15 protein-coding genes, 1 tRNA gene and 1 pseudogene are annotated in these 18,946 nt (G+C 70.7%); 15 read left to right on the plus strand and 2 right to left on the minus strand.

What is annotated here, in order from left to right; all coding sequences use genetic code 11:
* The first annotated feature begins 82 nt into the window (after positions 1-82).
* From AB0C17_RS23920 to AB0C17_RS23970, 11 genes and pseudogenes are all read left to right on the plus strand, one after another.
* On the plus strand, positions 83-1,813 hold the full coding sequence (locus AB0C17_RS23920; protein WP_357472871.1) for a CTP synthase: 1,731 nt from the start codon (positions 83-85) through the stop codon (positions 1,811-1,813).
* Positions 1,810-2,415, plus strand: a complete 606-nt coding sequence (locus AB0C17_RS23925; RefSeq protein WP_357388314.1) for an NUDIX hydrolase — start codon at positions 1,810-1,812, stop codon at positions 2,413-2,415. The genes AB0C17_RS23920 and AB0C17_RS23925 overlap by 4 nt, the downstream gene beginning before the upstream one ends.
* A gap of 326 nt (positions 2,416-2,741) precedes the next feature.
* Positions 2,742-3,857, plus strand: a complete 1,116-nt coding sequence (gene ald, locus AB0C17_RS23930) for an alanine dehydrogenase (protein WP_174537683.1) — start codon at positions 2,742-2,744, stop codon at positions 3,855-3,857.
* 11 nt (positions 3,858-3,868) lie between these two features.
* Positions 3,869-4,840, plus strand: a complete 972-nt coding sequence (locus AB0C17_RS23935) for a tyrosine recombinase (RefSeq protein ID WP_357472875.1) — start codon at positions 3,869-3,871, stop codon at positions 4,838-4,840.
* 194 nt (positions 4,841-5,034) lie between these two features.
* Complete coding sequence (locus AB0C17_RS23940; protein WP_013285595.1) at positions 5,035-5,958, plus strand: AAA family ATPase; 924 nt, start codon at positions 5,035-5,037, stop codon at positions 5,956-5,958.
* Positions 5,959-5,999: 41 nt separating this feature from the next.
* Positions 6,000-7,085 (plus strand): ScpA family protein, encoded by a 1,086-nt coding sequence (locus tag AB0C17_RS23945; RefSeq protein ID WP_357388318.1) that lies wholly within the window; start codon positions 6,000-6,002, stop codon positions 7,083-7,085.
* A 538-nt stretch (positions 7,086-7,623) separates the two neighbouring features.
* Positions 7,624-8,223 (plus strand): annotated as a pseudogene (gene scpB / locus AB0C17_RS23950) (SMC-Scp complex subunit ScpB); the annotation flags it as partial.
* Positions 8,210-8,980 (plus strand): pseudouridine synthase, encoded by a 771-nt coding sequence (locus tag AB0C17_RS23955; protein ID WP_357388320.1) that lies wholly within the window; start codon positions 8,210-8,212, stop codon positions 8,978-8,980. The pseudogene scpB and the gene AB0C17_RS23955, both read left to right, overlap by 14 nt.
* A 169-nt stretch (positions 8,981-9,149) precedes the next feature.
* Positions 9,150-9,830 carry a (d)CMP kinase gene (gene cmk, locus AB0C17_RS23960; protein ID WP_357388322.1) on the plus strand — a complete coding sequence of 227 codons (681 nt, stop codon included), beginning with the start codon at positions 9,150-9,152 and terminating at the stop codon, positions 9,828-9,830.
* Positions 9,831-9,853: 23 nt separating this feature from the next.
* Positions 9,854-11,236 carry a ribosome biogenesis GTPase Der gene (der, locus tag AB0C17_RS23965; protein ID WP_357473010.1) on the plus strand — a complete coding sequence of 461 codons (1,383 nt, stop codon included), beginning with the start codon at positions 9,854-9,856 and terminating at the stop codon, positions 11,234-11,236.
* A gap of 149 nt (positions 11,237-11,385) precedes the next feature.
* A tRNA-Pro gene (locus tag AB0C17_RS23970) sits at positions 11,386-11,459 on the plus strand.
* A 114-nt stretch (positions 11,460-11,573) separates the two neighbouring features.
* Here the strand turns inward: AB0C17_RS23970 and AB0C17_RS23975 are convergent.
* Positions 11,574-12,755 (minus strand): tyrosine-type recombinase/integrase, encoded by a 1,182-nt coding sequence (locus AB0C17_RS23975; RefSeq protein WP_357388324.1) that lies wholly within the window; start codon positions 12,753-12,755, stop codon positions 11,574-11,576.
* Positions 12,756-12,960: 205 nt separating this feature from the next.
* Here AB0C17_RS23975 and AB0C17_RS23980 point away from each other — a divergent pair, with 205 nt between their 5' ends.
* Positions 12,961-13,200, plus strand: a complete 240-nt coding sequence (locus tag AB0C17_RS23980) for a hypothetical protein (RefSeq protein WP_357388326.1) — start codon at positions 12,961-12,963, stop codon at positions 13,198-13,200.
* Between the two features lie 2 nt (positions 13,201-13,202).
* Here AB0C17_RS23980 and AB0C17_RS23985 read toward each other — a convergent pair whose 3' ends face one another.
* Positions 13,203-13,454 (minus strand): helix-turn-helix domain-containing protein, encoded by a 252-nt coding sequence (locus AB0C17_RS23985; RefSeq protein ID WP_209961227.1) that lies wholly within the window; start codon positions 13,452-13,454, stop codon positions 13,203-13,205.
* 829 nt (positions 13,455-14,283) lie between these two features.
* Here AB0C17_RS23985 and AB0C17_RS23990 point away from each other — a divergent pair.
* The 3 genes from AB0C17_RS23990 (at position 14,284) to AB0C17_RS24000 (ending at position 18,934) form a co-directional block, all read left to right on the plus strand.
* Complete coding sequence (locus AB0C17_RS23990; RefSeq protein WP_357388330.1) at positions 14,284-16,401, plus strand: restriction endonuclease; 2,118 nt, start codon at positions 14,284-14,286, stop codon at positions 16,399-16,401.
* 680 nt (positions 16,402-17,081) lie between these two features.
* Complete coding sequence (locus AB0C17_RS23995) at positions 17,082-17,498, plus strand: hypothetical protein (RefSeq protein WP_357388332.1); 417 nt, start codon at positions 17,082-17,084, stop codon at positions 17,496-17,498.
* The gene (locus tag AB0C17_RS24000) at positions 17,495-18,934 is read left to right on the plus strand and encodes a relaxase (RefSeq protein ID WP_357388334.1); all 1,440 of its coding nucleotides are present in this window, start codon (positions 17,495-17,497) and stop codon (positions 18,932-18,934) included. The genes AB0C17_RS23995 and AB0C17_RS24000 overlap by 4 nt, the downstream gene beginning before the upstream one ends.
* The last annotated feature ends 12 nt before the right edge of the window (positions 18,935-18,946 follow it).

Raw genomic sequence — 18,946 nt, forward strand, 5'->3', positions numbered from 1 at the left:
TGGAATCCCGTGGATCGCGTGATCACTCTGCTGATCGGCACGGCGGTTCGCACGACCGCTACGGACGACACGGGAGCAGGCGTTGGCCCCTACAGCACGGACGACCAGGCACATTTTCGTCACCGGGGGCGTCGCCTCCTCGCTGGGTAAGGGCCTCACCGCCTCCAGCCTCGGCAGTCTGCTGACCGCGCGCGGACTGCGCGTGGTGATGCAGAAGCTCGACCCGTACCTGAACGTCGACCCCGGCACGATGAACCCGTTCCAGCACGGCGAGGTCTTCGTCACCGAGGACGGCGCCGAGACCGACCTCGACGTCGGCCACTACGAGCGGTTCCTCGACCGGGACCTCTCCGGCAAGGCGAACGTCACCACCGGCCAGATCTACTCGGCGGTGATCGCCAAGGAGCGGCGCGGGGAATACCTCGGCGACACGGTGCAGGTCATCCCGCACATCACCAACGAGATCAAGGCCCGCATCCGCGGCATGGCCGACCCGGACGCCGACGGCCAGGTGCCCGACGTGGTGATCACCGAGGTCGGCGGCACCGTCGGCGACATCGAGTCGCTGCCGTTCCTGGAGTCGATCCGGCAGATCCGCCACGACCTGGGCCGGGACAACTGCTTCTACCTGCACGTGTCGCTGGTGCCGTACCTGGCGCCGTCGGGCGAGCTGAAGACCAAGCCGACCCAGCACTCGGTGGCGCAGCTGCGCAGCATCGGCATCCAGCCCGACGCGCTGGTGCTGCGCTGCGACCGGGAGATCCCGGAGAAGGTCAAGGAGAAGCTGTCGCTGTACTGCGACGTCGACCGGGAGGCGGTCACCGCCGCGCCGGACGCGCCGAGCATCTACGACATCCCCAAGGTGCTGCACCGCGAGGGCCTCGACGCGTACGTGGTGCGCCGGCTCGGCCTGTCGTTCCGCGACGTCGACTGGACCCGCTGGGACGACCTGCTGGAGCGGGTGCACCAGCCCCGGCACACGATCACCGTGGCGCTGGTCGGCAAGTACGTCGACCTGCCCGACGCGTACCTGTCGGTGAGCGAGGCGATCCGGGCGGCCGGGTTCGGCCACCGCGCCCGGGTGCAGCTCAAGTGGGTGCCCAGCGACGACTGCGTGACCCCGGCCGGTGCCGCCGCCGCGCTGTCCGGCGTCGACGGCATCGTGATCCCCGGCGGCTTCGGCGTGCGCGGCATCGAGGGCAAGGTCGGCACCGCCCGGTACGCGCGGGAGAACGGCGTCCCGCTGCTCGGCCTCTGCCTCGGCCTGCAGTGCATGACCATCGAGGTGGCCCGGCACCTGGCCAACCTCGACGGGGCGAACTCGCTGGAGTTCGACGAGGAGGCAGTGCACCCGGTCATCGCCACCATGGCCGACCAGGAGGACATCGTCGCCGGGCGCGGCGACCTGGGCGGCACCATGCGGCTCGGGGCGTACCCGGCGAAGCTGGCCGAGGGCTCGATCGTCGCCGAGGCGTACGGCAGCACCGAGGTCAGCGAGCGGCACCGGCACCGGTACGAGGTGAACAACGCCTACCGCGACCAGCTCGCGAAGGCCGGCCTGAACATCTCCGGCACCTCGCCGGACGGGCGGCTGGTCGAGTTCGTCGAGCTGGACCGCACCCTGCACCCGTTCTTCGTGGCCACCCAGGCGCACCCGGAGCTGAAGAGCCGCCCCACCCGGCCGCATCCGCTGTTCGCCGCGTTCGTCGGCGCCGCCGTGGCGTACTCGCAGGCCGACCAGCTGCCGGTGGACCTGGACGGCGCGTCGAAGAAGACCGGCCGCGGCGGCGGCGCGAAGGCGTCCGGGAAGTGAGCGGCGTCGAGCACCGCTATGAGGTGACCGGCCGCCGGGAGATCTGGTCCGGCCGGATCTTCTCCGTGGTCAGCGACGACGTCACCATGCCCGGCGGCGGCAGCGCGACCCGTGACTACGTGCGGCACGTCGGCGCGGTCGCCGTGGTGGCGCTCGACGACGCCGGTCAGGTGGTGCTGATCCGCCAGTACCGGCACCCGGTCGGCCGGCACCTGTGGGAGCTGCCCGCCGGTCTGATGGACGTCGGCGGCGAGGACCTGGCCGCCGCCGCGCTGCGGGAGCTGGGCGAGGAGGCGGACCTCACCGCGGGGCGCGTCGACGTGCTCGTCGACCTGCACAGCTCGCCCGGCTTCACCGACGAGGTGGTCCGGGTCTTCCTGGCCCGCGACCTGGCCGACGTGCCGGCCGAGCAGCGGCACCACCGCCACGACGAGGAGGCCGACCTCCAGGTGGTGCGCGTGGACCTGGACGAGGCGGTGCGGATGGTCCTGGCCGGCGAGATCACCAACGCCTCCTGCGTGGCCGGACTGCTCGCCGCCGCCCGCGCCCGCGAGACCGGCTTCACCGAGCTGCGCCGCCCGGAGGCGCCGCTGCCGCGCTGACCGGCGACGACGCGAAGGGCCGCCCGGCGTACCGCGCCGGGCGGCCCTTCGCGGTAGTTCACGTCCGTCCGGCGTCGCCGCGGCGCCGGTGCGAAGATGACATCGAACTCTGTCCCGTCGGCGGGTGACGTCTCCACCGGGCGGCCCGAGGGGTTGCCTGACAGACCGTCAGGACCAGCGGCCACCGGATGTCACAGTGTCGCGGCCGGTGGACCTTCCACGGGCCTAGACTGCCGCCGGCGGGACCGGCAGACCGCGCCGGCAACGGAGCCGGCGCGGCGCCGCGCAGTCGGGGGTGAACCGCCCCGGAGGAAGGTGTCTGCATCGTGAAGGTCGGAATCCCCCGCGAGGTCAAGAACCACGAGTACCGGGTGGCGATCACACCCGCGGGCGTCAACGAGTTCACCCGCCACGGCCACGAGGTCTTCGTGGAGGCAGGCGCGGGCGTCGGCTCCAGCATCACCGACGACGAGTTCGCCGCCGCCGGCGCGAAGATCCTGGCCACCGCCGACGAGGTGTGGGACACCGCCGAGCTTGTCCTCAAGGTCAAGGAGCCGATCGCCGAGGAGTACCACCGGATGCGCGAGGGGCAGGTGCTGTTCACCTACCTGCACCTGGCCGCGTCCCGCGAGTGCACCGACGCGCTGGTCGACCGCAAGGTCACCGGCATCGCGTACGAGACGGTCGAGCTGCCCGACCGGTCGCTGCCGCTGCTGGCCCCGATGTCCGAGGTGGCCGGCCGGCTCGCCCCGCAGGTGGGCGCCTTCTACATGATGCGCACCGGCGGCGGGCGGGGCGTGCTGCCCGGCGGCGTCTCCGGCGTGTACGCGGCGAAGACCGTGGTCATCGGCGCGGGCGTGTCCGGCCTGAACGCCGCCGCCATCGCGCTCGGCCTGCAGTCCGAGGTGCTGCTGCTGGACAAGAACGTGGCCCGGCTGCGCCAGGCCGACGCCATCTACCGGGGCCACCTGCAGACCGTCGCCTCCAACGCGTACGAGATCGAACGGGCCGTGCTCGACGCGGACCTGGTCATCGGCGCGGTGCTGGTGCCCGGCGCGAAGGCCCCGAAGCTCATCTCCAACGAGCTGGTCTCCCGGATGAAGCCGGGCAGTGTGCTCGTCGACATCGCCATCGACCAGGGCGGCTGCTTCGAGGACTCGCGCCCGACCACGCACGCCGACCCGGTCTACAAGGTCCACGACTCGATCTTCTACTGCGTGGCGAACATGCCGGGCGCGGTGCCGAACACCAGCACCTACGCGCTGACGAACGTCACCCTGCCGTACGCCCTCGAACTGGCCAACCAGGGCTGGCAGCAGGCGCTGCGCAACGACCCGGCGCTGGCGCTGGGCCTGAACACCCACGCCGGCAAGGTCGTCTACGGGCCGGTCGCCGAGGCGCACGGCATGGACGTGCTGCCGCTGGACGAGGTGCTGAGCTGACCGACGCCGCGGTGCGCAGGGCCGGCGCGGAACCCGCGCCGGCCCTGCGCCGTGCGGTCCGGGCCTACCTGGACCACCTCACCGTCGAACGCGGGCTGTCCGCGAACACGCTCGCCTCGTACCGCCGGGATCTGGACCGCTACCTGGCCACCCTGGCCGCGGCCGGGGTGACCGACCTGGCCGCCGCCGGGCCCGCGCAGGTCGAGGCCCACCTGGCCCGGCTGCGCGCGGGCGACGACGACCACCCGCCGCTCGCCGTCTCGTCCGCCGCCCGCGCCGCCAGCGCGGTACGCGGCCTGCACCGCTTCGCGCTGCGCGAGGGACTCGCCGGCGCCGACCCCAGCCGCGACGTCCGGCCGCCCGCACCGCCGCGCCGGCTGCCCCGGGCGCTGCCGGTCGACGCGGTCCTGCGGCTGCTGGAGGCCGCCGGCCTGCCCGGCGCCACCGGCGACGCCGCCGCCCGCGCGCTGCGCGACCGGGCACTGCTGGAATTCCTGTACGGCACCGGCGCGCGCATCTCCGAGGCGGTCGGCGCGGCGGTCGACGACCTCGACCTGGACGCCGGCACCGTGCTGCTGCGCGGCAAGGGCGGCCGGACCCGGCTGGTCCCGGTCGGCGGGTACGCGGCCGACGCGCTGCGCGCCTGGCTGGTCCGGGGCCGCCCGGCGCTGCTCGCCGCCGGGCGTGGCACCCACGCGGTCTTCGTCAACGCCCGTGGTGGCCCGCTCACCCGGCAGGGCGCCTGGGCGGTGCTGCGCTCCGCTGCCACCCGCGCCGGCCTGCCCGTCGACGGGCGCGACGCGGTCTCCCCGCACACGCTGCGCCACTCGTACGCCACCCACCTGCTCGACGGCGGCGCCGACGTGCGCGTGGTGCAGGAACTGCTCGGCCACGCCTCGGTGACCACCACCCAGGTCTACACGCTGGTGACCGTGGAGCGGCTGCGCGAGGTGTACGCGACAGCGCATCCGCGCGCCCGCTGAGCGCCGACGCGACCGGCCCTGGCTGACGGGCGGCCGACACGCCGACCCGCTACCGAACGCGCTGCTGGCCGGTGGCGTACAGTCGGCATCGGCGCGGGCCTCCAGGTACGACGGACCGGGGGTGCGCAGCGGCGCCGCGAGGGACGTCGGACGGCTCCGACGCCGGGTGGTCGTCGGGAGGGGGCAACGAGGACATGGCAGGCAACGGTGACCGTGCCGAGACCTGGACGTCGGAGCTCCGTGAGCAGCAGGCGACGCTCGGTGCCGATCTCGGCCCCGCCGACCCGGCCGCGTACACCATGCGCAAGCCGATCCCCGAACCCATGCCGACCGACCGGCACGGCCCGGCGCGGATCATCGCGATGGCCAACCAGAAGGGCGGCGTCGGCAAGACCACGACGACCATCAACCTGGGCGCGGCCCTGGCCGAGTACGGCCGCAAGGTGCTCCTCGTCGACTTCGACCCGCAGGGCGCCCTCTCCGTCGGGCTGGGCGTCAACCCGCACAACCTGGACCTGTCGGTCTACAACCTGCTGATGCAGGACGACGTCACCGCCGAGGACGTCCTGATCAAGACCGACGTGGCCGGCCTGCACCTGCTGCCCGCCAACATCGACCTCTCCGCCGCCGAGATCCAGCTGGTGAACGAGGTCGCCCGGGAGATGGCCCTGGCGCGGGTGCTGCGCACCATCCGCAAGGAGTACGACTTCATCCTGATCGACTGCCAGCCCTCGCTGGGCCTGCTGGCGATCAACGCGCTCACCGTCGCGCACGGCGTGCTCATCCCGCTGGAGTGCGAGTTCTTCAGCCTGCGCGGTGTGGCGCTGCTGCTGGACACCATCGACAAGGTGCGCGAGCGGCTCAACTTCGACCTGGAACTCGAAGGCATCCTCGCCACCATGTACGACAGCCGCACCACCCACTGCCGGCAGGTGCTGCAGCGGGTGGTCGAGGCGTTCGGCGACAAGGTCTACCAGACCGTCATCACCAAGACGGTGAAGTTCCCCGAGTCCACGGTGGCCGGCGCCCCGATCACCACCCTCGACCCGGCCTCCTCCGGCGCGCGCAACTACCGGCAGCTGGCCCGGGAGGTCATCGCCGCCCAGGCGGACCGGTAGGGCGTACGCCGGCTGCCCGCCGCGTCGTCTACGGTTTCCCGGTGACCGCACCGCCCCTCGACCCGCCGCACGGCCCCGGTGACGCCGCCGTCGCCGCGGAGCTGGCCGCCGAGGTCGACGGTGTGGTGCCCGACAGCCCGGAGACCAGTGGCTTCACTGTCCGGCTGGACAACTTCACCGGCCCGTTCGACCTGCTGCTCCAGCTGATCAGCAAGCACAAGCTGGACGTCACCGAGGTCGCCCTGCACAAGGTCACCGACGAGTTCATCGCGTACCTGCGCGCCATGGGCGACCAGTGGGACCTGGACGAGACAAGCGAGTTCCTGCTCGTCGCCGCCACCCTGCTGGACCTGAAGGCGGCCCGGCTGCTGCCCTCGGCCGAGGTCGAGGACGAGGAGGACCTGGCGCTGCTGGAGGCGCGGGACCTGTTGTTCGCCCGGCTGTTGCAGTACAAGGCGTACAAGGAGGCCGCCGCGCACATCGCCGAGCTGGAGGCGGTCGGCGGCCGGCGCTACCCGCGGGCGGTCACCCTCGAACCGCGGTACGCCGAGGCGCTGCCCGACCTGGTGCTCGGCATCGGCCCGGAGCGGCTGCGCAAGCTGGCGGTCAAGGCGATGAGCCCGAAACCGGTGCCCGAGGTGTCCATCGCGCACGTGCACATGGTCCGGGTCAGCGTCCGGGAACACGCCGGCATCATCGCCGACCGGCTGCGCCGAGCCGGGGTCGCCACGTTCTCGCTGCTCTGCGCCGACTGCGAGATGACGCTCGAAGTGGTGGCCCGGTTCCTGGCGCTGCTGGAGCTGTACCGGCAGGGCCTGGTGGCGTTCGTGCAGGAGCAGGCGCTGGAGGAGCTGACGGTCCGCTGGACCGGCCCGGCCGACGGTGACGCCGAGCTGACAGTCGACGAGTACGCCGGCACCCCCGAGCCCACGACCACGTCCGTCCCCGCCGCGCCGGCCGACGACGCTGCTGCTCCGGCCGACGATGCTCCGGCCGGCGCCGTCGTGACTGGCGATGCTGCCGTGACTGGCGATGCCGCCGTGCCGGGCGGCGTCGCAGCGCCTACGGCATCCGAGCCCGCCGTGCCCACCGAGGCGGCGGACGAACCCGCACCGACGCAGGAGTGAACGGATGAGCGACCAGGAACGCCGCGACTCCCTGGCCGACCAGGCCGCCGCCTGGGTGCCCCCGTGGGAGCGCCCCACCCCGCCCAAGCCCGCCCCGGACGACACCGTCCCGGCCGACACCCACCCCTCGAAACCCGACATCACGGACACCGCATCGAAGCCGTCCACAGATCTTGGAAGCGAGGGGCCCTCAGAGGGGCCGATTCCTTCCAAGATCGCCGCTGCGGTCCCGGCCGTGCCGGATCTTGGTACGGGGGCGCCCTCTGAGGGGCGGGACCGTACCAAGATCTCGGGGGCGAGCGGGGCGAGCGGGGCGAGCGGGGCGAGCGGGGCGGGCGGGGCGGGCGGGGCGGGCGGGGCGAGCGGGGCGGGCGGGACGGCGACCGGGTCCGGGGGCGGTGCGGCGGGCGCTGAGGGGTCCGACGACGATCGCCCGTCGCCTGCGGTCGGCGATCGGCCAGTGGCCGCCCTCGGCGACGACGCCGGGCGGGACGCGGCGCGGCAGGAGGGCGGGGGAGCGGGTGCTGAGGGCGTACCCCCGAAGCGGGGACGGCGGCGAGCCGTGCCGGAACCGCCGCCCGCACCCGTCCTGGACGACGCGGAGCTGCGCGGCGCCCTGGAGGCGATCCTGCTCGTGGTGGACCAGCCGGTCAGCGAGCTGACCCTGGCCGAGGTCCTCGAACAGGCCCCGGAGCGGGTCGGCGCGATGCTCGACGAGATCGCCGCCGGGTACACCGCGGCCGGGCACGGGTTCGACCTGCGCCGGGCGGCGGGTGGCTGGCGTCTCTACACCCGCCCGGAATACGCGACGTACGTGGAACGGTTCGTGCTGGACGGGCAGTCCGTGCGGCTGACCCAGGCCGCGCTGGAGACCCTGGCCGTGGTCGCCTACCGCCAGCCGGTGACCCGTTCCCGCATCTCGGCCATCCGGGGTGTCAACTGCGACGGGGTCCTCCGTACCCTGGTGGGTCGCGGCCTGGTCGAGGAGTGCGGCACCGAAGCGGACAGCGGCGCCTACCTCTACCGGACCACCACCATGTTCCTGGAGAAGCTGGGGCTGAACTCGGTGGACGACCTGCCGCCGCTCGCCCCGTTCCTTCCCGACGACGTAGAAGAGCTTGCCGATGCGACGCGATGACCGTGCCCCGAAGCCCGACGCCCCCGTGTACGAGGGCGCCGAGCGCCTGCAGAAGGTGCTCGCCGCCGCGGGGGTGGGTTCCCGGCGCGCCTGTGAAGACCTGATCTTCCGGCGCCGGGTGACAGTGAACGGGCGGGTGGCGCAGCTCGGCGACAAGGCCGACCCGGCCCGCGACGTGATCGTCGTCGACGGGGAGCGGCTCCAGGCCGACGTCCGCCTGGTCTACGTGGCGATGAACAAGCCGCGCGGGGTGGTCACCACCATGGCTGACGAGAAGGGCCGCACCGAGCTCGCCGACTTCATCGGCGCGCGGCTGGAGCAGCGGGTCTACCACGTCGGGCGGCTCGACGCCGACAGCGAGGGCCTGCTCCTGCTCACGAACGACGGCACCCTCGCCCACAAGCTCATGCACCCGTCGTACGAGGTGCTCAAGACCTACCTCGCCGAGGTCGCCGGGCCGATCCCGCGCAACCTGAGCAAGCGGCTCACCGCCGGCGTCGAGCTGGAGGACGGGCCGGTGAAGGTCCACGGGTTCAAGGTGGTCGACACGCTCGGTAAAACCGCCCAGGTGGAGCTGACCCTGCACGAGGGGCGCAAGCACATCGTCCGGCGCCTGATGGCCGAGGTGGGACACCCGGTGTCCCGTCTGATCCGTACCTCGATCGGTCCGATCAAGCTCGGCGACCTGCGCACCGGGCGGCTGCGGCGGCTGACGAACGCGGAGGTCGCCGCCCTGTTCAAGGCGGTGGGTGACTGACCCGCCGATCGGGGTACCGCTCCCGGTAGGCTTCGACGCGGTCCGCGGCCGGCACACGCTTGCCCGGCGGGACGCCCGCGCGGCGCGGGCATGATTGACGACAGAACCATCCGCTCAACGGCGCCCGGGAATCGGGCGACCCGCGAGGTACGGGCTGAGGAGGACAACGGTGGAGGAAAACGTACCGGCCGGGCGATGTGTGGTCGCTGTGGACGGGCCGTCCGGTTCGGGGAAGTCCACCGTGTCGCGGCGACTGGCCACGGGCCTGGGCGCCCGCTACCTCGACACCGGCGCCATGTACCGGGCGCTGACCTGGGCGGTCCTGCGCTCCGGGGTGGAACTCACCGACACCGAGTCGGTGGCGAAGGTCGCCGCCGAGGCCGACCTCCGCATCGGCACCGACCCCCAGGGGTACGCCGTGACAGTCGACGGCACCGACGTGTCCACAGCCATCCGCGGCGCCGAGGTGACTCAGGCGGTGTCCGCGGTCGCCGCCGTCGCCGCCGTACGCGAGCTGCTGGTGGACCGGCAGCGGCGGGTGATCGCCGACGCGGGCCGGATCGTGGTCGAAGGCCGGGACATCGGCTCGGTGGTCGCGCCGGACGCGGACCTGAAGGTGTACCTGACCGCCTCCGAGGCGGCGCGCGCGAAGCGCCGCAGCGCCGAGGACGCCGCCGACGTCGCGGCGACCGCCGCCGACCTGGCCCGCCGGGACCGGCTCGACTCGACCCGCACGGTCAACCCGTTGCAGCAGGCCCCCGACGCGGTGGTGCTGGACACCACCGAGCTGGGCATCGACGAGGTAGTGGCACGTCTGCGCGACATGCTCACCGAGCGGGGTGTGGCGTGAGTGACAATGATTTCGGTAGCTGGGTGGAGCTGCGCGAGCCGGAGGCCGACTCCGGTGAGCCGACCGGCCCGCAGCCCGTGGTGGCAGTGGTCGGCCGTCCGAACGTCGGCAAGTCCACGCTGGTCAACCGCATCATCGGCCGCCGGCAGGCGGTCGTGGAGGACATCCCCGGCGTGACCCGGGACCGGGTGCCCTACGACGCGCAGTGGAACGGCCGGGCGTTCACGGTGGTGGACACCGGCGGCTGGGAGCCCGACGCCAAGGACCGGGCCGCGGCCATCGCCGCGCAGGCCGAGACCGCTGTGGCGACCGCCGACGTGGTGCTGTTCGTGGTGGACGCCATGGTCGGCGCGACCGACGTGGACGAGGCAGCGGTGAAGATGCTGCGCCGCAGCGCCAAGCCGGTGATCCTCATCGCGAACAAGGCCGACAACGCCACCATCGAGATGGAGGCGACCTCGCTGTGGTCGCTCGGCCTCGGTGAGCCGTTCCCGATCTCGGCACTGCACGGCCGGGGCTCCGGCGACCTGCTCGACGCGATCATGGACGCGCTGCCCGAGGCGCCGAAGATCGTGGAGGACCGGCCGCGCGGCCCCCGCCGGGTGGCGCTGGTGGGCCGCCCCAACGTCGGCAAGTCCAGCCTGCTCAACCGCTTCTCCGGCGAGGAGCGCGCGGTGGTCGACTCGGTCGCCGGCACCACAGTCGACCCGGTCGACAGCCTGGTCGAGATCGGCGGCGAGACCTGGCAGCTGGTCGACACCGCCGGCCTGCGCAAGCGGGTCGGCAAGGCCAGCGGCACCGAGTACTACGCCAGCCTGCGTACCGCCTCGGCGATCGAGGCGGCCGAGGTCGCCGTGGTGCTGCTCGACTCCAGCGAGGTGATCAGCGAGCAGGACCAGCGGATCCTCACCATGGTCGTCGAGTCCGGCCGGGCGCTGGTCATCGCGTTCAACAAGTGGGACCTGGTCGACGGCGACCGCCGCTACTACCTGGACAAGGAGATCGACCGGGAGCTGCGGCGCATCCCCTGGGCGATCCGGCTGAACCTGTCCGCGAAGACCGGCCGCGCGGTCGACAAGCTCGCGCCCGCGCTGCACAAGGCGCTGGCGAGCTGGGAGACGCGCATCCCCACCGCGCAGCTCAACCAGTGGCTCACCGCGCTGGTCCAGGCCACCCCGCACCCGGTACGCGGCGGACGCGCGCCGCGCATCCTGTTCGCCACCCAGGCCGGGGCGGCGCCGCCGCGCTTCGTGCTGTTCACCACCGGGCCGCTGGACGCCGGCTACCAGCGCTTCGTGGAGCGCAAGCTCCGCGAGGAGTTCGGCTTCGAGGGCAGCCCGATCGAGATCTCGGTACGCCCGCGCAAGAAGCTCGGCCCCGGAGGCCGGGGCAAGGCCCACGGCTGACGCTTCGGGCGCCGCCGTTTTGCCGCGCCACACCCTCCTAGGATGCTCTAGGGGGTGTGGCGCGCGGCGCGGGAGGGGCCTCTGCGCGCGGTGCGAAGATCCTGCGCTAAGCTGTACCGGCTGCCGCGGGGGAGACCTGGCGGGGGCATCGGGACGTGGCGCAGCTTGGTAGCGCACTTGACTGGGGGTCAAGGGGTCGTCGGTTCGAATCCGGCCGTCCCGACAGCAAAAGAGCAGGTCAGGGCCTTGATTCACTTTGGTGGGTCGAGGCCTTCTTGCTGTTTCGTCTCACAATTCATCACGTACGCGCGTACTGCTGAATTTCGTGTCACGGGAGTCACCCGAACAGGCCCGATTCCAGGTGCTCGGCGGCGACCTTGAGGTGGCTGTTGTCCGGGTGGACGTAGACCCGCTTGGCCAGCGTGCCGCCGTCCGCGTGACCGGCCCAGGCCGCCAGCACGACGTCGGGCACCCCGGCGCCGGCGAGGTAGGTCAGGCAGGCGTGGCGGGCATCGTAGGGCCGGACCTTCCGCACGCCGACCTTCTCCATCAGCTTGTAGACCCGGCGGCGCAGCCAGTCGGTGCGTTGGGGGCGGCCGAGCTCGTCGACCAGGACGTAGCCGCTGTCGACGTATGCCTCGCCCGTCTGCAGTCGTTCCTTCTTCTGCAGGGTCTGGAAGTCCTTCAGCGCCTTCGCGACCGTGGCCGGCATCGGTAGCCCGCGCTTGCCGGCCGCGGACTTGGCCTCCTTTTCCTCGACCTCGCCGTCAACGAGCGTCCGGGTGTTGTCGCCGGCGGCGATCGTCCCGGCCTCGAAGTCGACATCGGACCACCGCAGCCCGCACACCTCAGCGGGCCGCAGACCCATGAGCGACAGCAGGCAGGGAGCATGCAGACGCTCGCCGGCGATGCCGGCCAGGAACGCCTTCACCTCGTCCTGGGTCCAGGGCTTGTGCCTCGCCTTCTCCTCAGCGGCGGCCTTCGCCGCTGCCCGGGGGATGGTCACGAATGCCGCGACGTTCCGCACCACGAGCTGACGGCGAACCGCGACGTTCAACGCGGTCCGGAGTCGGCCGAGGGTCAGGCGGACTGACCGGACGCCCAACCCCGTTCCCGGCTTGCCGCCCCGGCGCCGTCCCTCCGTGAGCATCCAGTCGATCAGCGCCTCGATGTCGGCCTCGGTGAGGTCCTGGAGCGCCTTGATGCCGAGGCGGGCGCGGACAGGCAGGAGCGCGTCGCGGTAGTTCGCGGTGGTGGCCTTCTCGACATCGCGAGTGGCGGACGCCAGCCACTCGTCGAGGAACTCATCGACGGTGATCCTGCCGGGCTTGACGTACGTGCCGCGGTCGGTCTCGTGCTTGATCCGGGCGTACTCCGCCTTGGCCTCCTTCCTGGTGTCGAACGTGTAGGTGCGTTGGTCGCGACGTCCGTCCGGCTTGCGCCCGACGTCGAGGACGAACCGGTAGCGGGTCTTGCCGCTGCGAAGGGTGACCTTCTTGATCGGGTCCGAGGCGCTCACGTGCGTCCTGTTCCTTCCATGAGGGATGGGCTGCCGCCCTGGTCTCGTGCGTGAAGCTACCGCGCACTTGACCCGATGGTACCTAGAAGAGGTACCTATTCGCGGTCCCGTCGGACTCGTGAGTTGGTGATTGGTGATAGGCGGTGTGGGATGTGGCAACCTCGACTCGTCACCTAGCCGTTCTGACAGTTCGAGGAGTTGAGGCATGCCGCGACAGCGTCCTGTCGCCGAGAACCTGCCGCCGCTGCCGACGCGGGAAAGGCGGGATCAGCAGGTCAAGATCCGCCTCACACCCTCGGAGATGGAGAGGCTGACGGCGATGCGGCCTGATCTCACGCCGTCCGGCATTCTCGCGCTGCTCGTCGACGACGTGCTCGCCGGGCGGTACCGGCCGGCGTGGGCGGCCGCTGCGCCCGACGAGGCCGGCCATCAGCGAGAGACGTAGACTCAGGTGTCCGTTCGCACTAGAGGATCCTCGCGGCCGGACTGCTGCCGTTCGATGCCAACGAGCCTAAGCAGGTCCGCCGTACGTACGCGGTAGGTGGTTCCGATCCGAAGCACCGGGCAGGGGAAGGCGCCGCTCTTCGCCAGTTCATAAGCCTTCGTGCGGCCCACGCCGAGAGCGCGAGCGGCGGTCGCGAGATCGACCATCGCCGGTAGTTGGAGTAGCTCGTCCCGGTTGAGAGTGCTGACGGTCATCACCCTGCTCCTTAGGTCGAGGGGAGCGGACGCCTGGGCGTCCGGCTGGAGAGGCATGGTCTGACATGCCTCGACACGACCATCCGGTTCGGGCGTTGCTTGTGGCGCTACCTCTCCTTCGGCTGCCCAAGTCGGAGCGTCGGTAGCGCCTCGTTCATCCGGCACCGGCTACCGCTGAAGGCGCTGACGGCACCGCAACCAGCGGGATCGCAGATCTGCGGGGCGGAAGTTCGGTGTGCCAGGCGCCCTCGGGTGTTTGCGCGGGGAGAAGTTGCTCAGGATCAGGCAGAGTCGTTGGTCGGGCAGCGGCAGTGCGGGGTCTTGAGGAAGCTGTGAGACTCGCGCCAGCGTTTGCTGTCCCGGATGTGGTAGCGCCGTTTTCCTGGCCAGGTCCAGTGCGGCGATCATGTGTCGCAGGCCCCGGTCGCGTTGTGTCGTTGGCCCGCAGCCGGACCTGGCGTCCCTGATGTCGCCAGTCCCGGCGGGGTCGCAGGTTCAGCGGCTCGAACTTGTCCACACGCAGGACCCGCCCATCGGCGGATGGATGGCCGTAGAGGTCGGAGATTCGGCGCATCTTCGACATGAAGTCGGGGTGGTCGACGCTGATCCCCGCGACGTGGCCCGGCAGCGATGAGGCGATCGCGCGGCTAGAGACGCGACCAGCAGGAGAACGGTTGGCCGAGGAACAGGGGGTCTGATGCCTCCCGGGCGCCCTGATAGCCCGGGTGCAACGCGACCGTCGTGGATGCGTGCTCGTGCAATCGTGAATGAGCCAGAGAACTCCGCAATGATATTGATTACTTTTTTAAAAACTTTTACTATGGCGACCATGGCGCAGAGTGACACCTTCGGCCGTCCCCAAGATCTTGCCGAACAGAGGGCGCTCTGGCGCAAGCAGGCCAGCGCGATCCCAGGGCTGCTCGGCGGTAAGGCCGTGTGGCTTCGGCTGGTCCTTGAGCTCGTTAAGCAGGTTGGCGAAGGTCGCGCGGTCGGCCTTGACATGAAGCCGGAGTTGTCGTTTGACATCGAGAGCGTCGAACGACGTCAAGGCGGCGCAGCTCCCAGGATGGAGCCCGCGACATGGCGGGCCTACTACGGCTTCCTTCGCGGCCTCCAGCTCGTCGGAAACGCCGCGGACGAGCTTCACCTAACCGCGACCGGCTTGCAGCTTCAGTCCGATCCGACGCCTGCACGTCTGGCGACGATCCTGGCCGACCGCATCAGGCTGTTCGCGGAGGTACTATCGCTGATCGCCGTGGAGCCGCTAACCGTCGACGAGGTTGATGAGCGTATTCGAGCGCGATATAAGCAGTCTTGGAAAAGCAAGGGGAACACTCGTATCCGGATGGACTGGCAGGAGGTTCTCGGCCTGATCGAGGCAGTCGGCAACCGGCGGTGGGGCATCACGCCAGCTGGGCGGACTGTGCTCGTAGGTCGTGTGCTGGTAGGGCCGGAGGCTTTCCGTGCAGCAGCTGTTAGCGTGGCCGAGCTTCCTGAGGCTCCGGCCGAGATTGCTGCTCTTCTGGAGGAATTCTCGACGTCGGCGCGCACGCATGAGTCGCGCAACACCTACAACATTTGGGTGCCGAGTCCGCCGTCGAATCCCAATAAGGTCGAAAATCTCAGAACCATCATGAACGCGACCCTGGGGCGGATCGAACGAAGAGAGCTCTTTTCGTTCATTAGCGAGACGTTCGACCTGAGGCGCAGCAGCGTGGAGTCGATGCTGCCGTTCTTGCGGGCGTCAGGTCTTCTCATCGAGGTGGGTCGCGGGGTTTTTGAGGCCACGCCAGCGGCGAGAGCATGGGTCGAGTCGGGTGAGGACGTAAACTTCTTACGAATCTTGCACGCCCACATGCGATTCGTCGGTGAGATGATCCGTGCGGTGGAAAATGACGTCACTCGAAATGAGATGTACTCTGAAGCTGCCCAATTCGGGTTGAACATTGATAAGTGCCGCTGGATTGCTAGCTTCCTGCTCAACACCGGACTAATCGAGGAGCCGCGCTACGGGAGTCTCCGGGCCACGCCGCGAGGGGCCGCGCTGGCGGCTGAGTTGCCTTTAGCCGACGTGCCGAGCACTCCGCATGGGCGTTCAGCTCAGACGCAGGACACTCGACGGGTGCCGGATGGAACTCAGCCGCTTCAGGTGAAGCAGGACCTAGCCCGCCTCTCCAGGGACCCTCTGGCCGGAGGCGAAGGTGCCGGCCGGGCTTTTGAGAAAGCCATCTGTGACTCTTTTCTCGCTATGGGGTTCGAGGCTCGCGCGATCGGCAGATCTGGCGACACGGACATCCTTGTCCGATGGCGTAACGGCGACGGTTCACAAGCGACGGCGATCATCGAAGCGAAGGCGCGATCGTCCGGCCATGTTACCCACACCGACGTGAGCGATGTAGCGATCGAAACGCACAAAGGGCGCCAGCATGCCAGTTTCATCGCAATCGTTGGTCCCGGCTTCAGCGGTGACACCATTAAGAACATGGCGTCGCAGAAGAAGTGGGTGCTGCTAGACGCCGACCGGTTGGGAACGCTCGCGGAGGCCTCGATCGCCTTGGGGCTTCGGCCGTACGAAATAGGCCAGTTGTTCCTCGTTCCGAACGGACTTTCGGATCTCGACGATTTGATCGCGGACCGCCGGCGGGAGTTGCAAATCGTGTCGTTCCTGCTTGCCAAGCTCGCTGAGGAGGAGAGAGAGGCGGGCGAGGCGATTTCTGCCCGAGATATTTCTCGGGACGGGCGAAGAACGGAACTCCGTCCGAGTGTAGAAGAGATCGTCAATGCGATTGACGTCATGTCAGGCTTGCACGCTGGTGCCCTGCGGCTGGTCGATCCAGCCGACGACCCAAGATTCGCGACGTACGTTCTCGGCGATGCTCTAGCGGGAGCGAGGCGCCTCCGCGCGCTAGCCGACGCCATCGAGTGCCGACCCAGCGAAGCCCAGTAGGCCCTGGTACGCCTGTGAGTCCAGCTCGATGAAGGTGAGACCTCAGGCCGATCCCGACAAGCGAACGCCCGCGAGTGAGCCGCGAGCCGCATAACGGCTCCGGCCGGCACCGCTCGGCCGTTGAGATGACTAGTGCGGCGGCGTCGCCCTTGCTCTGCTGTCGGAGCAAGATATGGCCATTGCTTATCGATCTGCGACCGTGCGCGGTCGCAGATCGGCAATGGAGGCAGGCCCGCACACCCCGCGCCGGCCCCGTGCAGACGTTCGGTTGAGTGCGGCCAGGTAGGTGCGGACGATCGGGACCAGTCTCCGGCCCACGCCCAGGCGTAGCTTGACGAACGGCGGTGGGGTGGAATCGCAGGACTACACCTGCTACCGCGCCGCTTCCGCTCCTCGCCGCTGCGCGGCTGCGGTGCGGGTCGGCTTGCTCTCGAATGACTACCGCAGCGCCCGCCGGCGACCGCAACGACGCCAGCAGGTCGGCAGGCGCAAGCTTGGCCGTCCCAGACCAGCGCGGCAGACCGCGCCCGAGCTGGCCTATACCGAGGGCAGTCGGTGGGTACGCGGACGGACCCCACTCAGGCATACGTGGCCGAGACCTCGTACGCCGACAGCCCAGCGGCGCTGGTAGCCCCGGACGCTCACTTGCCGGCAGCGCCCGGGGCGCACAGTGGCGGGTGATGGAAAACGATCAGCCCGCCCCACCCCGGAAGGCCCGGCACCGTGCCCACCAGCGGCCGGCCCGCCCGCACGCGATGCTGCTCCGACTATCGGACGAGGAAAAGGCTGCGATCGACGCGGCAGCCGCAGCCGCAGACCTGACCCCCACGGGATACGCGGCCAAGGCGGCCGTCGCCGCCACGACCGCCGGCCAAGCTCCCAGCGACGCGATCGGTGACCTGCGAGGCCTGCAGCATGAGCTGTTCGCTGCCCGCCGCGCCGTGGCGATGTTTGGCAACAACGTCAACCAGGCCGCCGCGGCCTTCCACGCCACCGGCCAGCTACCGGACTGGACAACCGACGCCGTCCGCCTTTGTGCCGCAGCGGTGGCTCGGCTCGACGAGATGATCTCCATGATCCACCGGAGACTGCGGTGATCACCCGCGTGCACCGACGCGGCTCGCGGGTCGGCGGACTGCTGCGCTACCTGTGGGGCCCGGGCAAGGCGGAGGAGCACACCAATCCCCACCTGGTGGCCGCCTGGGACGGCGCGGGTCCGCTGACGGACCTGGAGCCCAAGGCCACTGCCGGCGGCAGGCGGGATTTCCGGGCGCTGACGGCGTTGCTCGAGCAGCCGGTCCGGGCGGGCTACCGGCCGCCGAACAAGTTCGTGTGGCACGCCAGCATGCGGCTGGCGCCCGAGGACCGGCACCGCACCATCAGTGACTCGACGTGGGCAGGCATGGCGGTGCAGATGCTCACCGAAGTCGGGATCGCCACTACCGCGACTGATCCGGGCCTGCGGTGGATCGCCATGCGGCACGCCGATGACCACGTACATATCGTCGCCACGCTGGTGCGCGAGGACGGGCGGACCAACTGGATGCGCAACGACTACCCGCGCTGCGTCAAGGCCACCTACAACGTCGCTCGCCGCTACAACCTGCACCGCCAGGTCCCGCCGGCGGACCGGACCGCCCACCGCCGTCCCCACCCGGTCGAGGTCAGCAAGGCCCGCCGCACCGGCCGCGCCCAGACGCCCCGCGACGAGCTGCGCCGGCGCGTACGCAGAGCCGTGGCCGCAGCCGGCTCCGAGGAGGAATTCTTCACCCGGCTCCGCGAAGCAGGAGTGCTGGTCCGACTCCGACACAGCAGCACCGACGCCCAGCAGATCACCGGGTACGCGGTGGCGCTACCCGGCGCCCGGACCGCCGGCGGACAACCGGTCTACTTCGGCGGAGGCCAGCTGGCGCCCGACATGACCCTGCCCAAGCTGCGGCTGCGCTGGGGCACCCCGACGCCGCAGCAGACGGCACCAACGGTCGGCCGCAGCGAACGTGTCGAGGCGATGCGCCAGGCCGCCAAGGTCGCCACCGCAGCCGCCGACGACATCCGCCGCGCCGCCCGTACCGAACCGGGCCGGGCGCAGGCCACCGCGGTCGCCGCGGCAGATGTGCTCACCAGCTTGGCGTACGCGATGGAGGGTGACCGGCGCGGGCCGCTGCACCGAGCCGCCGAGGTCTTCGACCGGGCGGCCCGCGACCTGTACGGGCGGGCCCGTCGGCCCACCGGCCGCAGCCAGGAGATGCGCGCCATGTCGCGGCTGGTAGCGCTGATGGGCCGCATAACCGGCGACGACGACGCCATCGCCGCGCTCGCGCTGGTGATGGACCTGGCCCGCCTCGCTGACACCCTCGAGCAGCTACGCACGGCACAGCAGCGCCTGCACCAGGCCGAGGCGGCGCGAGCCGCGGCCGATGCGCTGCGGCTGGTAGCGGGTGGCCGGCAACCGGCGGTAGCGCTGCCGCTCACTGCCACGCCCACCTCCGAACCGACAGTGGGAGGCGGCCGACGCGTGACGCGCGGCCGCTGAGCAGGCAAGGGA

The sequence above is a fragment of the Micromonospora sp. NPDC048887 genome, from assembly GCF_040649715.1.
Lineage (GTDB): Bacteria > Actinomycetota > Actinomycetes > Mycobacteriales > Micromonosporaceae > Micromonospora.